Source organism: Leisingera sp. CC-HEC093, assembly GCF_059429195.1.
The window spans coordinates 13,009-29,668 of sequence record NZ_JCAIJR010000002.1; the positions used below are offsets into that span (position 1 = coordinate 13,009).

Genomic DNA, 16,660 nt, shown 5'->3' on the forward strand with positions numbered 1-16,660 from the left:
ATCTGACACCGGGCATCAAGCTGTTTGCCCTGCTTATCTTCGTGCTTGTCGCGGTGCCGAAGGCAAATCTGAAGATCGGGCCGCTGCCCGTCTATCTGACCGATGTGCTTGTGCTCCTCCTGCTCGTCTCGGCGCAGAAACTTCCCCGGCTGCCGCAGCAGCGGCTGAGGTATTCGGGCACTGTCAGCACCCTCCTCGTGATCGCCCTCATCAGCGAGATCTCGGGCATGATCAGCTTTGGCACATTGCTGGAATCCGCCTATGTGATGGGGCGCACGGCGCTTGCCTTCAGCCTGTTCTTCCTGGCCCCGGTCTACGTGCGCTCCCGCGGGGACATTGAGCTGCTGCTCAAGGCGATGGTGGCCGGGGTGATCGTGACCTCATCGCTGATGATCCTCACCTCCCTGCCCGCAACCCGGGGAACGGTCAGCGATCTGATCTTTTCGCGCCGGTTTCTGGAGCCGGCGGCCAACCAGCTGCAGCAGATGCTTGGCGACACGCCCGAGCGCGGGATCCGCGGGCGGACGCTGGTCGGCGTGTCGATCCTGGGGGCAACCTTCATCAACGTCTGCTGGCCCTTCGCGGCCCTGCTGCTGCGCTGGCCCTGGATGATCGGGGAATGGCGCAGGCTTGCGTTCGCGGCCTGCCTGCTGGCGCCGATGGGGGTTCTGATGAGCTATTCGCGCGGCCCGCTCATGGCCAGCGCCCTGGTCGTCATCGCCGTCTTTTTCCTGGGGCTCTGGCAGATGAAGCGCGGGATCCTCCTGCCGGTTGCCATCGGGGCAGGCATCGTCTTCTTCGTCGGCATCGGCTCGCAGGTGTTCTATTTTGAGCGCCTGGAGCGCAGCGTCGGCAATATGATCGAGAGCCCTTACGAGCACAGCCGCGAAAGCGAGCGGTCGCTGGCCTATTCCGAACCGTTCACCCATGCCCTGAAGAACCCCGGCTTTCTGCTGGCCGGCGAGGGCACGGCCGTCCGGTACACCTCCGCGGGCGCCCGGGCGGAACAGAACGGCCAGGCCACCCATGCGGTGTTCGCGATGGCCTATTATTCCTACGGCATGCTCGCGGCGCTGCTCTATATCAGCCTGATTGCCCGGGCGCTGTTCCGCATCGGCAGCGTGGCGCTGCAGCGGCGCAAGACGATGGACAAGCTTCTCGCACAGCCGCTGTTCCTGTCCCTCGTTGCAATCGTGCCATGGGCCATGTTCGGCCACGCCCCCGTCTCCACCCCGCGCGGGGCCATGCTCCTGTTTCTGATCATCGGCCTCGTTTCCGCAACATCCCGTTTCCGCGCCCCGGCCCGCCGGCGCCCCAGCATAAGACAGAGCCATGACCACCGTCGTCATCCTGCTTTCGGATAAGCGTTCCGGATCCACCATGTTCCAGAACGAGCTCTGCCGCCATCCGGCGGTGGAGACCGCCGCCTATTCGCCGCACCGGTACCTGGAGACCCACTGGTGGCTGATGGCGGCCGTACTGCTGGATTTGCCGGGGCCGCTGTTTGCGGCCCGCAAACGCTATGCCGGCTACGGCAGCCGCGGCAATGCGCGTGCCCTGATGGTCGATCTGCTGGCGCGCTGCGTTCCGCAGTTCGCGCCGCCCGCAGCGGACCGCGCCCTTGTCTTCGAAGGCTGGGAGGCGCTCTGCCGCAACAGCCCGGCCCCGGTGTTCTTTGAGAAATCGCCGCAGATCCTGGCGCAATGGGCGGCGCTCAGCCTGCTGCTGGAATGGGTGGAGCAGACCGATCTGCCGGTGAAAGTCATCGGGCTGGTGCGCAATCCGCATGGGGTGATGTATTCGGCGGCCAAGCTGTTCGGAACCGATCCGGAGACCCGGCAGCTGGCCTGGCTCAACGGCTGCCGCAACTTGCTGGCAATAGAGCAGATGCTGCCGCAAGGCAGCTGCATGCGCGTGCGCTACGAGGATCTGACCGCATCGCCGCAGGACGGGTTCAAAGATATTGCGCAGTTCATCGGCATTGCCCCGGACAGCGCGATGGGCTCGGGAACCCGCACCGGGACGGGGGAAAAGTGGCGCAACGATGCCGGCTACCGGCTCAGGCTGCATCCGGCGGTCCGGCAGATGGCGCGGTTCCTGGGCTACCCGGACGCCGCACTCGGCCGCGCGGCCGCGGACGGCGGCCCGGCTCCGGCGGCCTTTCCCGCCGCACCGCCCGGGCGCAGGCTGCGCCTCTGGGCGAACCGCTGCCGCGACCGCTTCGTCCGCCCGGCTTTTTTCCGGCTCCGTGCCCTCCTGCAGAAGGACCCGTGAAGATGCCAGCCCAGACCCCCGGCCGCCGGCCGACGCTTTCGGCTGTTGTGATCAGCCGCAACGAAGAGAGAAACCTGCCGCATCTGCTCCGCAACCTCGCGGATTGGGCCGACGAGATCGTCATCGTGGATGACGGATCCACCGACGAAACGCCCAGGATCGCGCAGGCGGCCGGGGAAAAGGTCAGGTTCATCTCCCATGCCATGACCGAGGCCGGGGGGTACGCCGGCCAGCGCAACGCCGGCATTGACGCCGCAACCGGCGACTGGCTGCTGCATCTGGACTGCGATGAACGGGTTCCGGAGGGGCTGGCGCGGGAAATTTCCGAAAGCATCGGCAGCGGCGCCTTTGACGCCTACAGGTACCGGCGGCAGAATTACTTTCTGCACCGGCCGGTGAACCACGGCGGCTGGGATTCCTGGAACCGGCCGCAGCTGGCGCGGCGCGGCTGCCACCGGTTCACCGGCCGCCTTCATGAAGCCTGCGAGATCGACGGCGGCGGGCCCCGGACCGGCCAGCTCACCCGCAAGATCGCCCATCTCAACGAAAGCTCCTTTGCGGAGCGCCTGCAGAAAAGCGCGCGCTATGTTGCCATGAACGCCGAGGATCTCGCCCGCACCGGCACCCGCATCCGGGGCCTCAGCCTGCTGGCGGGCCCGCTCGTCGAGTTCGCCAAGCGCTATGTGCTGCAGCGGGGGTTTCTCGACGGCACCCCGGGGCTCATCGCCGCGCTGCATTCGGCCACCTCGGTGTTCCGGGTCCGGGCGCTGGTCTGGGACCGGCAGAACCGGGTGGAGCGCGGCACGCTCGAGCGGCAGGTCTCAGCAAAGGGCCAGACAGATGCACAGCTCTGACGGCCCCCGCGCGCCGCTGGTCTCGGTGGTGATCCCGACCTACAACAGGGCGCATCTGATCTGCGATGCGCTGGACAGCATCCTGCAGCAGGAGCTGCCGCCCGGAGAGGTCATCATCGTGGATGACGGCTCGGACGACGGCACCGCCGGGCGGATCGGCCAATGGCGCCGGCACAGCCAGCCGCCGTTCGCGGTGCACCTCGTCCGCCAGGAGCGCCTGGGCGGAAACGCGGCCAGAAACCGCGGCATCGCGCTGGCGCAGCACCGCTACGTCGCCTTTCTCGACAGCGACGATCTCTGGCACCCGGCCAAGCTGCGCAAGCAGGTGGCGCTGCTTGAGGCCCGCCCCGGCTTCGGCGCCGCATACACCGGCCTGCGGGAAACCGATGCCGGGAGCGGCGCGGTGATCTCGCAACCGCGGCACGCCTATCCCGAAGGCGACCTGCTGGACGCGCTGCTGGTCAGCGATGTGACCGCGCCGACCTCGGCCTGGATCGCGCGGCGCGCCCTGTTCGAGGAGGCCGGCGGCTTCGATCAGGAGCTCATGGCGCGGCAGGACTGGGACATGTGGATCCGCCTCGCGCAATGCACGAAGATCGGGTGCGTGCCGGAAGCGCTGGTCGATCTGCGCCAGCATGGCGGTCCGCGGACCGTGTCCGACCCGACCCGCGAACTGGCCGCCTACCGCCGCATTCTCGGGAAATACGCGCCGCTCAGGCAGGCGCGGGGGCTGCGCGTCCGGCTGGCCGCGCTGGCCAGCTACCACCGCCGGGCCGGGCGGGTTCATCTGCACTATCTGAACCGGCGCGGCCGCGCCATCGGCCATTATCTGACGGCGCTCGCGCTCTGGCCGCCGGCCGTCGGCACCTGGGCCGCGCTGCTCGGCGCCTTCCTGCCGGCCGGGCTGCGCAGGCCGCTGCGCGCAGGATGGAACGCCATCTTCGGAGGGACTGCTCTTGCAATACGAAGCCACTAGGCCCGCGGCCGCAGCGGCGGCCTCTGCCTCTGCTCCCAATGTCGCCTATTTCGCCAACCAGTTCGCCGACAGGGCCGGTCATGGGCTGGCGCGCTATGCGCGCGAGCTGTTCACCGCGCTGCGCCGCTTGAATGGCCCCAATATCATTCCCGTTGCCGGCTGGAGCTCGCTGCCCCCTGACGCCTTCGCACAGCGCGCGGCAGAGACCGGGCTGCGCCTGACCGGACTGGGGCGCCGCGGCACCTCGCTGCTGTGGACCTTTCTCGACTGGCCGTCCATCGAGACGCGCCTCGGGCTGCCGGTGGATGTGGTCCACGCGGTCTCGCTGGGCTACCCGGTTGCAACCCGCAAGCCCTTTGCCGTCACCATTCATGACCTGGGCCCGCTCACCCATCCCGAATATTTCCGCAATACGCGGCCCTGGGTCATGCAGCGCAGCCTCGATCAGGCGGTCCGCAAGGCCGATGTCATCGTCTGCGTGTCTCAGACCACCGCCGATGAGGTCCGCAGCTATGTCGGCCCGGCAATCGAGGACCGGCTGCGCGTCGTGCCGGAAGGCGTGTCGGAGGCGTTTTTTGAACCCGCGGACATGGCGCTTTTGCAGGCGCTGCCCGGCGTGCCCGGCGGCGTGCCGATCATCCTGTCCGCCGGCCACATCAGCCCGCGCAAGAACATCCAGGGGCTGCTCAGGGCCTTCGCGCGGGTCCAGGAGGAGATCCCCCACCATCTGGTGCTCGTTGGCGGCCTCGGCTGGGACCATGACGCGCTGCAGACAGAACTGGCATCCCCCGGCCTCAAGGAGCGTGTCCATTTGGCCGGCTTTGTGTCCGACGCAGAGCTGCGGGCGCTTTACCAGGCTGCTGATCTCTATGTGCACCCCTCGCTCTACGAGGGCTTCGGCCTTCCGGTCCTGGAGGCGATGGCCAGCGGAACCCCGGTGCTGGCGTCAAACCGCAGCTCGCTGCCGGAGGTTGCCGGCAGCGCCGGACGGCTTACCGACACCACAGACCCTGAGGTCTTTGCCGCCGACCTCGCCGCCATCTGCCTGTGCCGCTCAACCCGCGACCGGATGGCGGCAGCGGGGCTTGCCCATGCACGGCGCTACCGCTGGTCGGATTGCGCAAGGGTCATGGAACAGATCTATGCCGGGCTGGCGCCGTGAAGCGCGGCCGCGCAAAAGGGGGCAGGGCATGACGGCCGATGTCCAGTTCCTGTCCTTCCGTCCGATGCTCGGCTACGGCACCACCGAAATCCGCTGCATGCAGCCCAAGCGGTTTCTGGCCGCGGCCGGGCTGTCGGCCCGGGCCAGCCATCTGCTGGCGGCGCCGGCCGCGCGCTGCCGCCTGCTGGTGCTGCACCGGGTGCGCTGCGATTCCCTGACCCGCCGGATCGTGGCCCTGGCCCGCAGGCGCGGCGCGAAGATCGTCTTCGACATCGACGACTTTGTGACCGAAACGCCCGGCAGCACCTCCTTCGCCCCCTCCATCGAACAGACCATGCGGCTGTGCGACACGGTCACGGTGTCCGGCAGCGTCCTGCACAGCCGGGTGGCGGCCTTCCATCCGGATTGCCGGATCCTGCGCAACAAGCTGTCCCGGACAGTGATCGAGACGGGCGCGGCGGCGGCCCGGGCGCGGCGGCCGGGGCGGGCTGTCACCATAGGCTATTTCAGCGGCTCTGCGCATCACGATGCGGATTTCGCGATGATCGCCCCCGCGCTGCTGAAGCTCCTGCAGGCCAATCCGGACGTGCGGCTGGTTGTGGGCGGCAAGCTGCAGGCCGGTCCGGACTTCCACGCCTTCGGCAAACGGTTCCGCATAGAGCCGTTTCGCCCCTATGCCGAGTTCATCGGGCTTCTCGGCGGCATTGATATCAACCTGGCGCCGCTCGACACGGCCTGCGATTTCGCCCGCGCGCGCAGCGAATTGAAGTTCATCGAAGCCGCCGCCTTCGGGGTTCCGACGGTGGCCTCCCCGTCCCCCGCCTTTGCAGAGGCGATTGCGGACGGGCAGACCGGCTTTCTGTGCCGAAGCACGGAGGACTGGTTCGCCACGCTGTCCCGGCTGGCCGCCGACCCGGCCCTGCGCAGTTCCGCGGGCGCGGCCAGCCGGGCCGAAGCGGTCCGGGCCTACGGCCCCGAGGCCGGCCAGGCGGAATGGGCGGCGCTGTTTCACTCCCTGGTGGCAGACCGGCCCCCGGCCAAACAGGCCGGCTGGCCGGAGCTGCCGCAGCTGATCGGCGTCTCCGGGCACGCGGCCCTCAGAACGCTCCGGCAGCGGCTGAAACCCGCTCTCCGCAGCCGCGCGCCGCGCCGGGGGCAGGCAGAAGAGCAGGCGGCAGGACAGGCAGGAGGGCAGGCGGAATGAAACTCCTGATCTCTGCAAACACCTCCTTCAACCTCGTCAATTTCCGGGCCGGGCTGATCCGCGCGCTGCAGCAGGACGGGCATGAGATCGTCCTGCTGGCGCCGTTCGACGGCTACACCGCCGAACTGGAGGCAACCGGCTGCCAGGTCGTCGGCTTGCGGATGGACCGGCGCGGGGTCTCGCCGCCGCGCGAAGCCGCCACGCTTGCTGCAGCCTACCGGCATCTGCGCCGGATCCGGCCGGACGCGGTTCTCAGCTACACCATCAAGAACAACCTCTACCTGGGGCTGGCGGCCCGGCATCTGGGCATTCCGCTCATTCCCAATATCACCGGTCTCGGGTCGGTGTTTTCAAAGAAATCCTTCCTGAATGCCAGCATCCGGAAACTCTATGCGGCCGCCTTCCGGACCGCGCCCGTGGTCTTTTTCCAGAACCGGGAGGACCGCAGCCAGTTCCTGGCCGCCGGCATCGTGCCGCCCGGGCGGGCGGCCGTGCTGCCGGGATCCGGCGTCGACCTTGCCCGCTTTGCGGTTCTGCCCCTGCCGCCGCCATCCGGCCCGCCTGTCTTCCTGCTGGCGGCGCGGCTGCTTTGGGAAAAGGGCATCGGAGAGTTCGTCGAGGCGGCGCGCAGCGTCCGCAAAAGCATCCCCGGCGCAACCTTCCGGATTATCGGCAGCCCCGAGACCCCGGGCGCCGCGGCGGTTCCGGCGGAAACGGTTGCGGGCTGGGCCGCAGAAGGGATCGTAGATTATGCCGGGCCGGTGCGGGATGTCATTCCCTGTATCCGCTCTGCCGATTGCGTCGTCCTGCCCAGCTACTACCGCGAGGGGACGCCCCGGATCCTGCTGGAAAGCGCAGCCTGCGGCCGGCCGCTCATCACCACCGATATGCCGGGCTGCCGGGATGTGGTGAAAGAGGGAACAAGCGGCTTCCTTGTACCGCCCCGGGATGCCGTCAGCCTGTCCCGGGCGATGCTGGAGATGGCCCGCATGACCCTGCCCGAGCGCGCCGCCATGGGGGCCGCCGGGCGCGCCCTGATTGAGGCGCAATACGACGAGAGGTTCGTCATTCAATCCTATACCGCCGTGCTGGACCGGCTGGCGGCCGGCGGCGCGCAACAGCGCGCCGCCGGTTAGCGTATGTATCCGGGCTGGCGGCCTGACACCGCCGGCCCGGGCCGTGCACCGGATCAGAACAGGTCGCCGGCCTGATTGGACACCAGGTCCGGATCCGTGATCAGAACGTCGGAGATGGTGCCGTCGAAGACGTCCCGGTATCCCGCCTTGCCGGTGCCGCTGGCCCAGCCGTTGGCGCCGATCTGCAGGTATTCGGCATTGCCGGACCAATCCATGCCGAAGTCGGCTTGGCCGGCCAGCTCGTCATTGACCCAGACACCGACCTGCCCGCCGCTGAAGCCGGCGGCGACATCATAGTCCTGGCCGGCCTGGATGTTGTTCACCACAAAGACCATGTCCTCGTCGTCCTGCTGGAACCGGATCTTGAGCTTGCCGTTATCGATGTAGCTGGTGAAGTGGCCGCTGTCCGCGTCCGACCCGGCGGCATCCTTCGAGACAAGACCCTGGCGGCCGCTGACGCTGTCCGCGTTGAAGGTGAACGAGAGGAGGGCGCTGTCGGTCATCAGGCTCTCCGTTGGCGCAACCTCGACCACAGAGCCTTTGCTGCCGTCAAACTCGGTGGCCCCGGCCAGTTCGAACAGCACCCCGGCATTGTCAGGCTCAGGCGCCGGTTCCGGTGCCGGTTCGGGCGCGGGTTCCGGTGCAGGCGCCGGTTCGGGTTCGGGCGCCGGTTCGGTCTGGCCGCCTTCGGAGGGCGTGGTGGCAAAGCCTTCGGTTATTGCAAAGTCCGAGATGGTGCCGTCGAAGGCGTTGCTGAAACCCGCCTTGCCGGCGCCGCTGGCCCAGCCGTTGGCACCGATCTGCAGATACTCGCCGTTGCCTGTCCAGGTCATGTCCGAGGCGGCCTCGCCAACCAGCGCGCCATCGAGCCAGAGCGCAACCTTGCCGCCGCCAAAGGCCGCCGTGACCTCGTAGCTGGTGTTTGCGCCGATATTGCTGACCACAAATGTCTCGTCGCCGGAATCCGCCTGGAACCGGACCTTCAGCCTGCTGCCGTCGAGATAGGCCGTGAAATGCCCGCTGCCGGCCTCATAGCCGGAGGCATCCTTGGACACGAGCCCCTGGGTCCCTTTCAGGTCATCCGCGTTGAAGGTGAACGAAATGGTGGCGGCATCCGCCTTCAGGCTGTTCGTGGGCGCAACCTCGATCACAGAGGCGTTGCTGCCGCGGAATTCCGTGTCCCCCTGGACTTGGAACAGGGTGTTTCCGGTCCCGCCAGTGCCGGTTTCCGGCGCGGGGCCCGGCTCCGGCGCCGGTTCGGGAGCCGGCTCAGGTGCCGGTTCGGGGGCCGGCTCAGGCGCCGGTTCGGGGGTCGGCTTGGGCGCAGGCTCTCCGCTGCCCAGTGTGCCGCTGGCACCTGCTTCAAAGCCCCACAGCGCGTCGGCGGAGCGGTTCTGCACCGGCGCGGTCGAGTAGTCGCCGCCGATGTTCTGGCTGCCGTCGCTCAGCCGGTGCCAGCCGTTGGGCGCGTCGCTGTTCATGATCCGCGCTTCGCTGTCCACATTGCGGAACACCAGGTCCGACCAGGTGATGTTGTAGCCGTCCTTGATCAGGAACGCCCGGCCGACATTCTCGAAGGTGGAGTTGGTCACCGTGATGTCGTGCGGGATATAGCTGTCGGCGTTCGCGGCGGTGACCTTGCCGGTGTAATCCGTGAAGGTGGTCACGATCCCGCTGTTGGAGCCGGAGATATGGACGCCGTCGATCAGGATGTTGCTGTTCACATGCGGGCGGGTCATGTCGCCGGAATCATGGATCGGGGACTTGATGTCCAGCGCGCTGAAATTGCGGTAGAAAACAGAGTCCTTGACCACCGCGTCCTTAAAGCCGCCGGTGGTGTCGATCCCGTCCCGGGTGTTGTTCTCAAACAGGCTCTCGATCACCCGGGTGCCGGTGTTGCGGCCGTCGATCGTCTTGATCCCGTCGCCGACCGCCTCTTCGAAATGGCTGCGGTAGATCAGCGCGTCCGCCACGTCGCCGCCCATCAGCAGCTGGGTCCGCGCGCCGGTGAAATGGGTGTTCTCGACAACCAGGTTGTCGCTGTCGTGGACATTCAGGAACTGGTCGATATTGCCCGCAAAGCTGCTGTTGATCACCGTGACATCATCAGCGTCGTGGATGCCGATCGCCCGGCCGCGGTGGAAATCGGTGCCCAGCTGCGGGTTGAGGCCCTCAAAATCGGTGTCCGGGGCGCCGCTGGCGGTGATGGTGATGTTGTTGAGCGTGCCGCCATTGCCCATCAGGATCGAGCTGCGGTTGGAGGCATTGGTGTTCTGCAGGTCAAAGCCGCCGCCGTTTTCTGCTGCCAGGGTGACATTGTCAGGCAGCTGGATCTCCATACCGGCGTTCAGGTCGTGCATCCGGTCGAGCACCAAAGTGTCGCCAGGCTTCAGAACCTTGCTGACCAGCTCCGCAAGCTGGCTCGTAACATTCTGACCGGCTGCCCAGCCCAGGTCGGAGGAATAGTAAACAGTCATAGATCTTCCTTTCGCGGACGGCCGTTCAGAGCCGTTTTGCGAGTGTTCAGTCATTGGCAGGGAAAGCGGGCTTTGCCTGATCCCTCTTGTTTTGCGCAGCGGGGTCACATGCGCAGCTTGGCACCGCGGGTCCGATTGCCCCCGGGAAACTTTGAATGTGCCTGCTCGATAGCGGGGCCATGACTGTTCGAAAGCGCCCTCTGGGACAACTCCAATCCCGGCACAGGCCCTGATCAGGCGTGAAACCGCCGGTCCGGCCTGTCCGGCTGGTGTATTTCCGCGGATGCCCCCGGGTCAGACCCAGGCCGCATCCGGCTCTGCCGGCCCGTATCAGGCTCTGTTCGCCCATGGCCGCCGGCGGGGCGGCTTGGCCGGGCTGAGATGCCGGAGGGCCAGGCCCCGGTCCCTGCGCCCCGGCTGCAGCCAGGCCGCAATAAAACGGATTGACGAAAGAGGCCTGCCTCATGAAACTTATGGGAGAATGAATGCGGGCGCGTGCCTGGCGGCACGGCATTTCACGTTCACGGTCTTTCTCCAAACAGCACGAGCGGGCAATTGGAACAATGAAAAAACAGACGGGGCCGGTGCTGATCTATATCGCGTCCTTTCCCTATTCCGGCTCAACGGTTTTTTCCATGGCCCTGGGAAACAGCCCCGGTTTCCTGAACCTCGGAGAGGCCAACTTTCTCGAAAACGACTGGCACGACGACCGGCAGTGCTTCTGCCGCAAGACGCTTGCGGACTGCCCGTTCTGGAGCAAGGCGAAGCGGCTGACCGGGGCCGGAACGGATTCCGCGCCCCCGTCGCTGCAGCTTGAAAACCAGTCCGGGCTGCGGTTCCTGGACAGCCGGGACCTGCCGGCCCGCAAGCGCCTGCTGATCACTCTCGGGGTTCCGCTGCACGCGGTTTTCCCGGAAAGCGACCTCCGGGACTACGCCGGGCGCACAGCGACCTTCATCCGGTCCCTGCCGCAGGCCTTCGGGGCCCGTGCCGTTGTCGATGCCTCCAAGAACCTGCGGCGGCTCGAAGCGCTCCGGCTCTACTCGGACCTCGAGATCCGGGTGATTGTGCTCAAACGCCGGGCGCCCGGCCTGCTGGCGTCGCGCCTCAAACGGGCCCGGAGGCGCAACCCGCGGTATTCCTCCCTGGCGGCACCGGTCTATGTGCTTTGGCTTCTCTATCACCGGTTCGCCATCAGGCGGCTGACCCGCAGGATGCGGGAGGAGGAGTACCTGGAGGTCAGCTACGATGATTTCTGCGATGCGCCGCAGGCGGTGGAGCGCCGGATCGGGGCCTGGCTGGGCACCGCCGTCAGTTTCGGGATCAGCGGCGGCAACGTGATTGACACCTCAAACGCCCACGCCTTCACCGGCAATGTCCGGATCACCAAACACGATGCGCGCAGCCAGGGCATCCGGCTCCGGAAATCCGCCGCCCCCGGCCCCGGGTCCGGCCTGTTCGAGCGGCTGGCGCTGACGGTGTCCGCGTGGATAAAAATCTAAGGCCGGCCTGGCACCGGCGCAGCGCTGGTGCCAAAACATCAGCATTTCAGGGGCTTGGCGCCCGGCCGCCCCCGGGCTGACCCTGTCCGCCGGACCCCTGGCCGACAGTGCTGCCGAAAAGCAGGGAATTTCTTTACCTGCGATGCGGCAAGGCTAAGTAGAGTTTTATAAGGCACTCCTGGCCGCGCGATCCCTTTAACGAGACTGATGCGCGGCGGGGCTGCATGGGCGGCAGGCGGCTGTTCCGGCGGGGGCCGGCGCGCGCGGCCCCAAAGGGCGAAGACTGCGGCTGTCTGGCAAGGAAACGGGGATTAGGGAATTTTAGCGTGAGAGTTTTTGTGACAGGCCACGATGGCTATATCGGGGCCGTTCTGGTTGGTTTTCTCAAGGAACGCGGGCACCAGGTAACCGGCCTCGACACCTTCTACTTCGAAGACTGCGCACTGTCGGATGTGCCGCGCCCGGACCGGATCATCCGCAAGGATATCCGCTCGGTCACGGCCGCCGATTTCGACGGCGCCGACGGGGTCGTGCATCTCGCGGGCCTGTCCAACGACCCGATGGGGGATATCAACCCGGCCTGCACCTATGACATCAACGCCGATGCCACGGCGGTTCTGGGGCAGGCGGCCAAGGCGGCGGGGGTGCCGCGGTTCGTGTTTGCCTCCTCCTGCTCGATCTACGGGGCGGCCAGCCCCGATGACGTGCTGGATGAACATGCCGAATTCAACCCGGTGACGCCTTATGGCGAATCCAAGGTCCGCAGCGAGGCGGTCCTGTCGCAGCTCGCGGCCCCCGGGTTCTCGCCGGTCTATCTGCGCAATGCAACGGCCTATGGCGCCTCGCCCAAGCTGCGCGCGGACCTGATGGTCAACAGCCTGGTCGGCTACGCGCATCTGAGCGGCGAAGTGCTGATCAAGAGCGACGGCACGCCCTGGCGCCCCCTGGTCCATGTCGAGGATATCTGCCGGGCGGTGCTCGCAGCGCTGGAGGCGCCGGCCGGCGCCGTTCATGACACCGCCTTCAACATTGGCCGGTCATCGGAGAATTACCAGGTCCGGGATGTCGCCGAACATGTGGCGCGGATCGTGCCGGACAGCCGGATCGTTTACGAGCCCGGCGGCGGCCCCGATACCAGATGCTACCGCGTCGACTTTTCGCGGGCCGAGACCGGGCTGCCCGGGTTCGAGCCGGTCTGGACCGTGCCCGCCGGCATCGAGGAGCTGCTGGCCTCCTACCGCCGGAGCGGTCTCAGGATGGAAGATTTCGAAGGCAGCCGCTTCATCCGGCTGAAGACACTGAAGGATCACCTTGAGCGCGCGGCCCTGGACAAGGACCTCCGCTGGAACGGCCCCCGGCCGCAGGCGCACTGAGCGATGGAAACCGCCGGCCAGAACAGGGATGCAGGCACCCGCTGCCCGTCCTGCGGGGAGGCGGACCGGACCGCCGCGCTGTACCGGGCAGACAACATTCCGGCCCAGAGCACCGTGCTGCTGCCCGGCGCGGAGGCCGCAAGCGCGTTTCCCTCCGGCAATATGGCGCTGCACTGGTGCCCGGCCTGCGGCCTCGCCTTCAATGCGGAATTTGATCCGGGCCTCGTCGCCTACGGCGACGGCTACGAGGATTCGCAGAGCCATTCGCAGACCTTTGCCGGCTTTGCCGGGCGCCTGGCGCAGGACTGGGCCGGGCGCTATGATCTGAGCGGCCGCCGCATTCTTGAGATCGGCTGCGGCGGCGGCGATTTCCTGCGCCTCATCTGTGCCGCCGCGGACGCCCGCGGGACCGGCTTCGATCCGGCCTTCCGCCCGGGCCGGGCGCCGGAAACTGCGGAGAACATCCGCATCCGCCCAGAGTATTTCACCAGCAGGCACGTTCCGGCCGATGCGGATTTCATTGTCTGCCGCCACACGCTGGAACATGCCGGCGATGTCGCGGGCTTCCTGCGCCTGGTGCGCCGCGCCTGCAAAAGCCGCGCGGTGCGGCTGGGCTTCGAAGTGCCGGACCTGCGGCGGATCCTGGCAGAGGGCGCGTTCTGGGATATCTACTACGAGCACGCCTCCTATTTCACCGCCGGCTCCCTGTCCCGGGCCTTTGCCCTGGCCGGCTTTAATGTGCTGCGGGTGCGCCGCGTTTATCAGGACCAGTATCTGGTGCTTGAGGCGGCCCCGGCCGGGGCCGTCCCGGACCCGCTGCCGCCGGAGGCGGATGACGCTGCGGAGACGGCGGCGCTGATTGCGCAGTTCACCGCCGCGGCCACCCGCCGGATCGCCGCCTGGAAGGCGCGGTTCACCGCCTGGCAGCAGGCAGGCAAGCGGGTTGCCCTCTGGGGCTCCGGCTCCAAGGCCGTCGGCTTCCTGACCACCATCGGGCTGCCCGGAAGCGTTGTCTGCGTGGCCGACATCAACCCGGCCCGGCACGGCGCCTATATGCCCGGCTGCCCGATGCCGATCGTCAGCCCCGATGATCTGCCCGGGTTTGCGCCCGGCGTGGTGATTGTCATGAACCCGGTCTACCGCGAGGAAATCACCGCCGCCCTGGCGCAGCGCGGCCTCTCCCCCGAGGTCTGCACCGCCAATGACGGCCCGTCCGAAAGGGTGCCCGCATGAACAGCGTCCCGCCGTGCCCGGTCTGCGCCGCAGAAACCGCAGACATCTTCTTTGAACTGGGCAGCCAGCCGGTGCTCATCGGCCTGCTGTGGGAGGAGGCCGGCGCGGCGCGGGCCTGCCGCAAGGGGGACATCTCCCTGGCCTTCTGCCCGGAGTGCGGCTTCGTCTGGAACACCCGCTTCGACCCCGGCCTCCTCGACTATGACCAGCGCTACGACAATTCCCTGCATTTCTCGCCGACCTTCCAGGCCTACAGCGAAACGCTGGTCGCCCGGCTGGCCGGAACCTATGCGCTGCAGGGCAAGACCATTGTCGACATCGGCTGCGGCAAGGGCGATTTCCTGGCCATGCTCTGCGCGGCCGGCCCGAACCGGGGCTACGGTTTCGATCCGTCCTTCGAAGGCGAGCGGCCCAGTGCCCCGGGCTTTGAGCGGGTTGTCTGGAGCAACAGCTATTATTCGGAAGAACACGCAAAGCTGCAGGCCGACCTTCTGACCTCGCGCTTCGTGTTCGAGCATATTCCCGACCCGATCGCCTTTCTCAGGATGATCCACCGCTCGATCCCGGATCCCTCCCGCACCGCCATCTACTTCGAGGTGCCGAATATCGACCTGATCGTGCGGCAGGGGTCGGTCTGGGACATCATCTACGAGCATTGCTCCTATTTCGCCCCGGCCTCGCTGACCCGCGCCTTCACCGAAGCCGGGTTCGACGTGCTGCGGACCAGCGAGCCTTACCAGCGGCAGTTCCTGTCAATCGAGGCCCGCGCCAACCCGGCCGGTGCCGGCAGCGGCCCCGGCACCGGGGAAAGCCTGGCACAGCTGCGGGCGCAGGTCCGCAGCTTCGCGCAGGGCCAGCAGCAAAAGCGCGAGACCTGGCAGCAGCGCCTGCAGCTCTGGCAGCAGGAGGGGCGCTCCGTGGCCATCTGGGGCGGCGGCGCCAAGGCCGTCGGCTTTCTCAACATGCTGCCGGACAGCAGCGTGATCCGGCAGGTGATCGACATCAACCCGTTCAAGCGCGGGAAATTCCTGGCCGGCACCGGGCAGCGGATCGTCTCGCCCGAAGATCTGGCGGCAGATCCGCCCGACACGGTGGTGCTGATGAACCCGGTCTACAGGTCCGAAGTGGAACAATCGCTTGCGCGGATGGGTATGGGGCCTGTACTCTTTGACGCGTGATTTTGTATGGAATGGTGATTTTATGAGTGCTCCAATTGGTTCATTTCCCTGCCGTTTTTGCGGAACACAGGTCCGCCACTCGCTTGTTGATCTCGGCATGTCGCCGCTGTGCGAAAGCTACGTCGCAGCCGCGGATTACGCCAAGATGGAGCCGTTCTACCCGCTGCATGCCTTTGTCTGCCACAGCTGCTTTCTGGCCCAGGTGGACGAGTTTGTTCCGGCCGAGCATATCTTCTCGGAATATGCCTATTTCTCGTCCTTTGCCGACAGCTGGGTCGCCCATGCCCGCCAGTACTGCCACGACATGCAGGCGCGGTTCGGGCTGGACGCCCAAAGCCAGGTGGTCGAGGTCGGCAGCAACGACGGATACCTGCTGCAGCATTTCGTGGAAATGGGCCTGCCCTGCTACGGCATCGAACCCGCCGCCAATGTCGCGCAGACCGCCATCGGGAAGGGGGTGCCGACCGAGGTCGCGTTTTTCGGAACGGACACCGCGCGGCGGCTGGCGGACGCAGGGCGCGGCGCCGATCTGATCCTCGGCAAGAATGTCATGGCGCAGGTGCCGGACCTGAATGATTTCGTGGCCGGGCTGAAGATCATGATGCGCCCCGGCGCGGTGATGACCATCGAGTTCCCGCATCTGCTGGCGACCATGGAAGGCAACCAGTTCGATCAGGTCTACCATGAGCATTACTGCTATTTCTCGCTGACCGCGGCCAAACGCATCTTTGCCCATCACGGGATCACGCTGTTCGACGTTGAGGAACTGCCGACGCACGGCGGCTCGCTGCGGGTTTTCGGCTGCCGCAGCGAAGACAGCGGCAGGCCGGCCACCGCCCGGCTCCGCGCCTTCGAGGAGCGCGAAACCGCGGCCGGGCTCGGCCGGATCGAAACCTATGCCGCCTTTGCCGAACAGGTGCGCGAAACCAAACGCGCGGCGCTTGCCTTCCTCATTGAGGCAAACCGGGCCGGCAAGCAGGTGGTTGCCTACGGCGCTCCCGGAAAGGGCAACACCTTCCTGAATTACTGCGGCATCAAGACCGACCTGATCGCCTATACCGTCGATCGCAACCCCTACAAGCAGGGCCGCTTCCTGCCCGGCTCGCGGATCCCGGTCTTCGCGCCGGAAAAGATCGCGGAAACACGGCCGGACGTCATTGCCGTCCTGCCCTGGAATTTTTTCGGCGAGATCTCGCAGCAGCTCTCCTACACCGCGGAATGGGGCGCCGAAATCGTCCGCTTCGTGCCGGAGGTCGAGACGCTGAACGCACGCCTCCCCAAACGCGCCTGA

Annotated in this window: 13 protein-coding genes; 12 read left to right on the top strand and 1 reads right to left on the bottom strand. The window is 66.9% G+C overall.

Going from position 1 to position 16,660, the window contains the following annotated elements:
• The first annotated feature begins 41 nt into the window (after positions 1 to 41).
• The 7 genes from AC5STB_RS20175 to AC5STB_RS20205 are packed head-to-tail and all read left to right on the top strand — an operon-like array spanning position 42 to position 7,606.
• The gene (locus AC5STB_RS20175) at positions 42 to 1,364 is read left to right on the top strand and encodes a hypothetical protein (RefSeq protein ID WP_495444650.1); all 1,323 of its coding nucleotides are present in this window, start codon (positions 42 to 44) and stop codon (positions 1,362 to 1,364) included.
• The gene (locus tag AC5STB_RS20180; protein WP_495444651.1) at positions 1,333 to 2,274 is read left to right on the top strand and encodes a sulfotransferase; all 942 of its coding nucleotides are present in this window, start codon (positions 1,333 to 1,335) and stop codon (positions 2,272 to 2,274) included. The genes AC5STB_RS20175 and AC5STB_RS20180 overlap by 32 nt, the downstream gene beginning before the upstream one ends.
• Positions 2,275 to 2,276: 2 nt before the next feature.
• The gene (locus tag AC5STB_RS20185; RefSeq protein ID WP_495444652.1) at positions 2,277 to 3,128 is read left to right on the top strand and encodes a glycosyltransferase family 2 protein; all 852 of its coding nucleotides are present in this window, start codon (positions 2,277 to 2,279) and stop codon (positions 3,126 to 3,128) included.
• The gene (locus AC5STB_RS20190) at positions 3,115 to 4,104 is read left to right on the top strand and encodes a glycosyltransferase family 2 protein (RefSeq protein ID WP_495444653.1); all 990 of its coding nucleotides are present in this window, start codon (positions 3,115 to 3,117) and stop codon (positions 4,102 to 4,104) included. The genes AC5STB_RS20185 and AC5STB_RS20190 overlap by 14 nt, the downstream gene beginning before the upstream one ends.
• Positions 4,085 to 5,266 carry a glycosyltransferase family 4 protein gene (locus tag AC5STB_RS20195; RefSeq protein WP_495444654.1) on the top strand — a complete coding sequence of 394 codons (1,182 nt, stop codon included), beginning with the start codon at positions 4,085 to 4,087 and terminating at the stop codon, positions 5,264 to 5,266. Before AC5STB_RS20190 ends, AC5STB_RS20195 begins: the two co-directional genes overlap by 20 nt.
• Before the next feature lie 28 nt (positions 5,267 to 5,294).
• The gene (locus tag AC5STB_RS20200) at positions 5,295 to 6,470 is read left to right on the top strand and encodes a glycosyltransferase (RefSeq protein WP_495444655.1); all 1,176 of its coding nucleotides are present in this window, start codon (positions 5,295 to 5,297) and stop codon (positions 6,468 to 6,470) included.
• On the top strand, positions 6,467 to 7,606 hold the full coding sequence (locus tag AC5STB_RS20205) for a glycosyltransferase family 4 protein (RefSeq protein WP_495444656.1): 1,140 nt from the start codon (positions 6,467 to 6,469) through the stop codon (positions 7,604 to 7,606). The genes AC5STB_RS20200 and AC5STB_RS20205 overlap by 4 nt, the downstream gene beginning before the upstream one ends.
• A gap of 53 nt (positions 7,607 to 7,659) precedes the next feature.
• Here the strand turns inward: AC5STB_RS20205 and AC5STB_RS20210 are convergent, their stop codons facing one another.
• Positions 7,660 to 10,083: a right-handed parallel beta-helix repeat-containing protein gene (locus tag AC5STB_RS20210; protein WP_495444657.1), complete on the bottom strand. Its 2,424-nt coding sequence runs from the start codon at positions 10,081 to 10,083 to the stop codon at positions 7,660 to 7,662.
• Positions 10,084 to 10,646: 563 nt separating this feature from the next.
• Here AC5STB_RS20210 and AC5STB_RS20215 point away from each other — a divergent pair.
• The 5 genes from AC5STB_RS20215 to AC5STB_RS20235 all read left to right on the top strand — a co-directional run bounded on the left by AC5STB_RS20215 (position 10,647) and on the right by AC5STB_RS20235 (position 16,660).
• Complete coding sequence (locus AC5STB_RS20215; protein WP_495444658.1) at positions 10,647 to 11,585, top strand: hypothetical protein; 939 nt, start codon at positions 10,647 to 10,649, stop codon at positions 11,583 to 11,585.
• A 326-nt stretch (positions 11,586 to 11,911) separates the two neighbouring features.
• Entirely contained in the window at positions 11,912 to 12,958 is a 1,047-nt protein-coding gene (locus AC5STB_RS20220; RefSeq protein WP_495444659.1) for an NAD-dependent epimerase/dehydratase family protein, read from the top strand.
• 3 nt (positions 12,959 to 12,961) lie between these two features.
• Positions 12,962 to 14,191 (top strand): class I SAM-dependent methyltransferase, encoded by a 1,230-nt coding sequence (locus AC5STB_RS20225; protein ID WP_495444660.1) that lies wholly within the window; start codon positions 12,962 to 12,964, stop codon positions 14,189 to 14,191.
• The gene (locus tag AC5STB_RS20230) at positions 14,188 to 15,369 is read left to right on the top strand and encodes a class I SAM-dependent methyltransferase (RefSeq protein ID WP_495444661.1); all 1,182 of its coding nucleotides are present in this window, start codon (positions 14,188 to 14,190) and stop codon (positions 15,367 to 15,369) included. Before AC5STB_RS20225 ends, AC5STB_RS20230 begins: the two co-directional genes overlap by 4 nt.
• A 22-nt stretch (positions 15,370 to 15,391) precedes the next feature.
• The gene (locus tag AC5STB_RS20235) at positions 15,392 to 16,660 is read left to right on the top strand and encodes a methyltransferase domain-containing protein (protein WP_495444662.1); all 1,269 of its coding nucleotides are present in this window, start codon (positions 15,392 to 15,394) and stop codon (positions 16,658 to 16,660) included.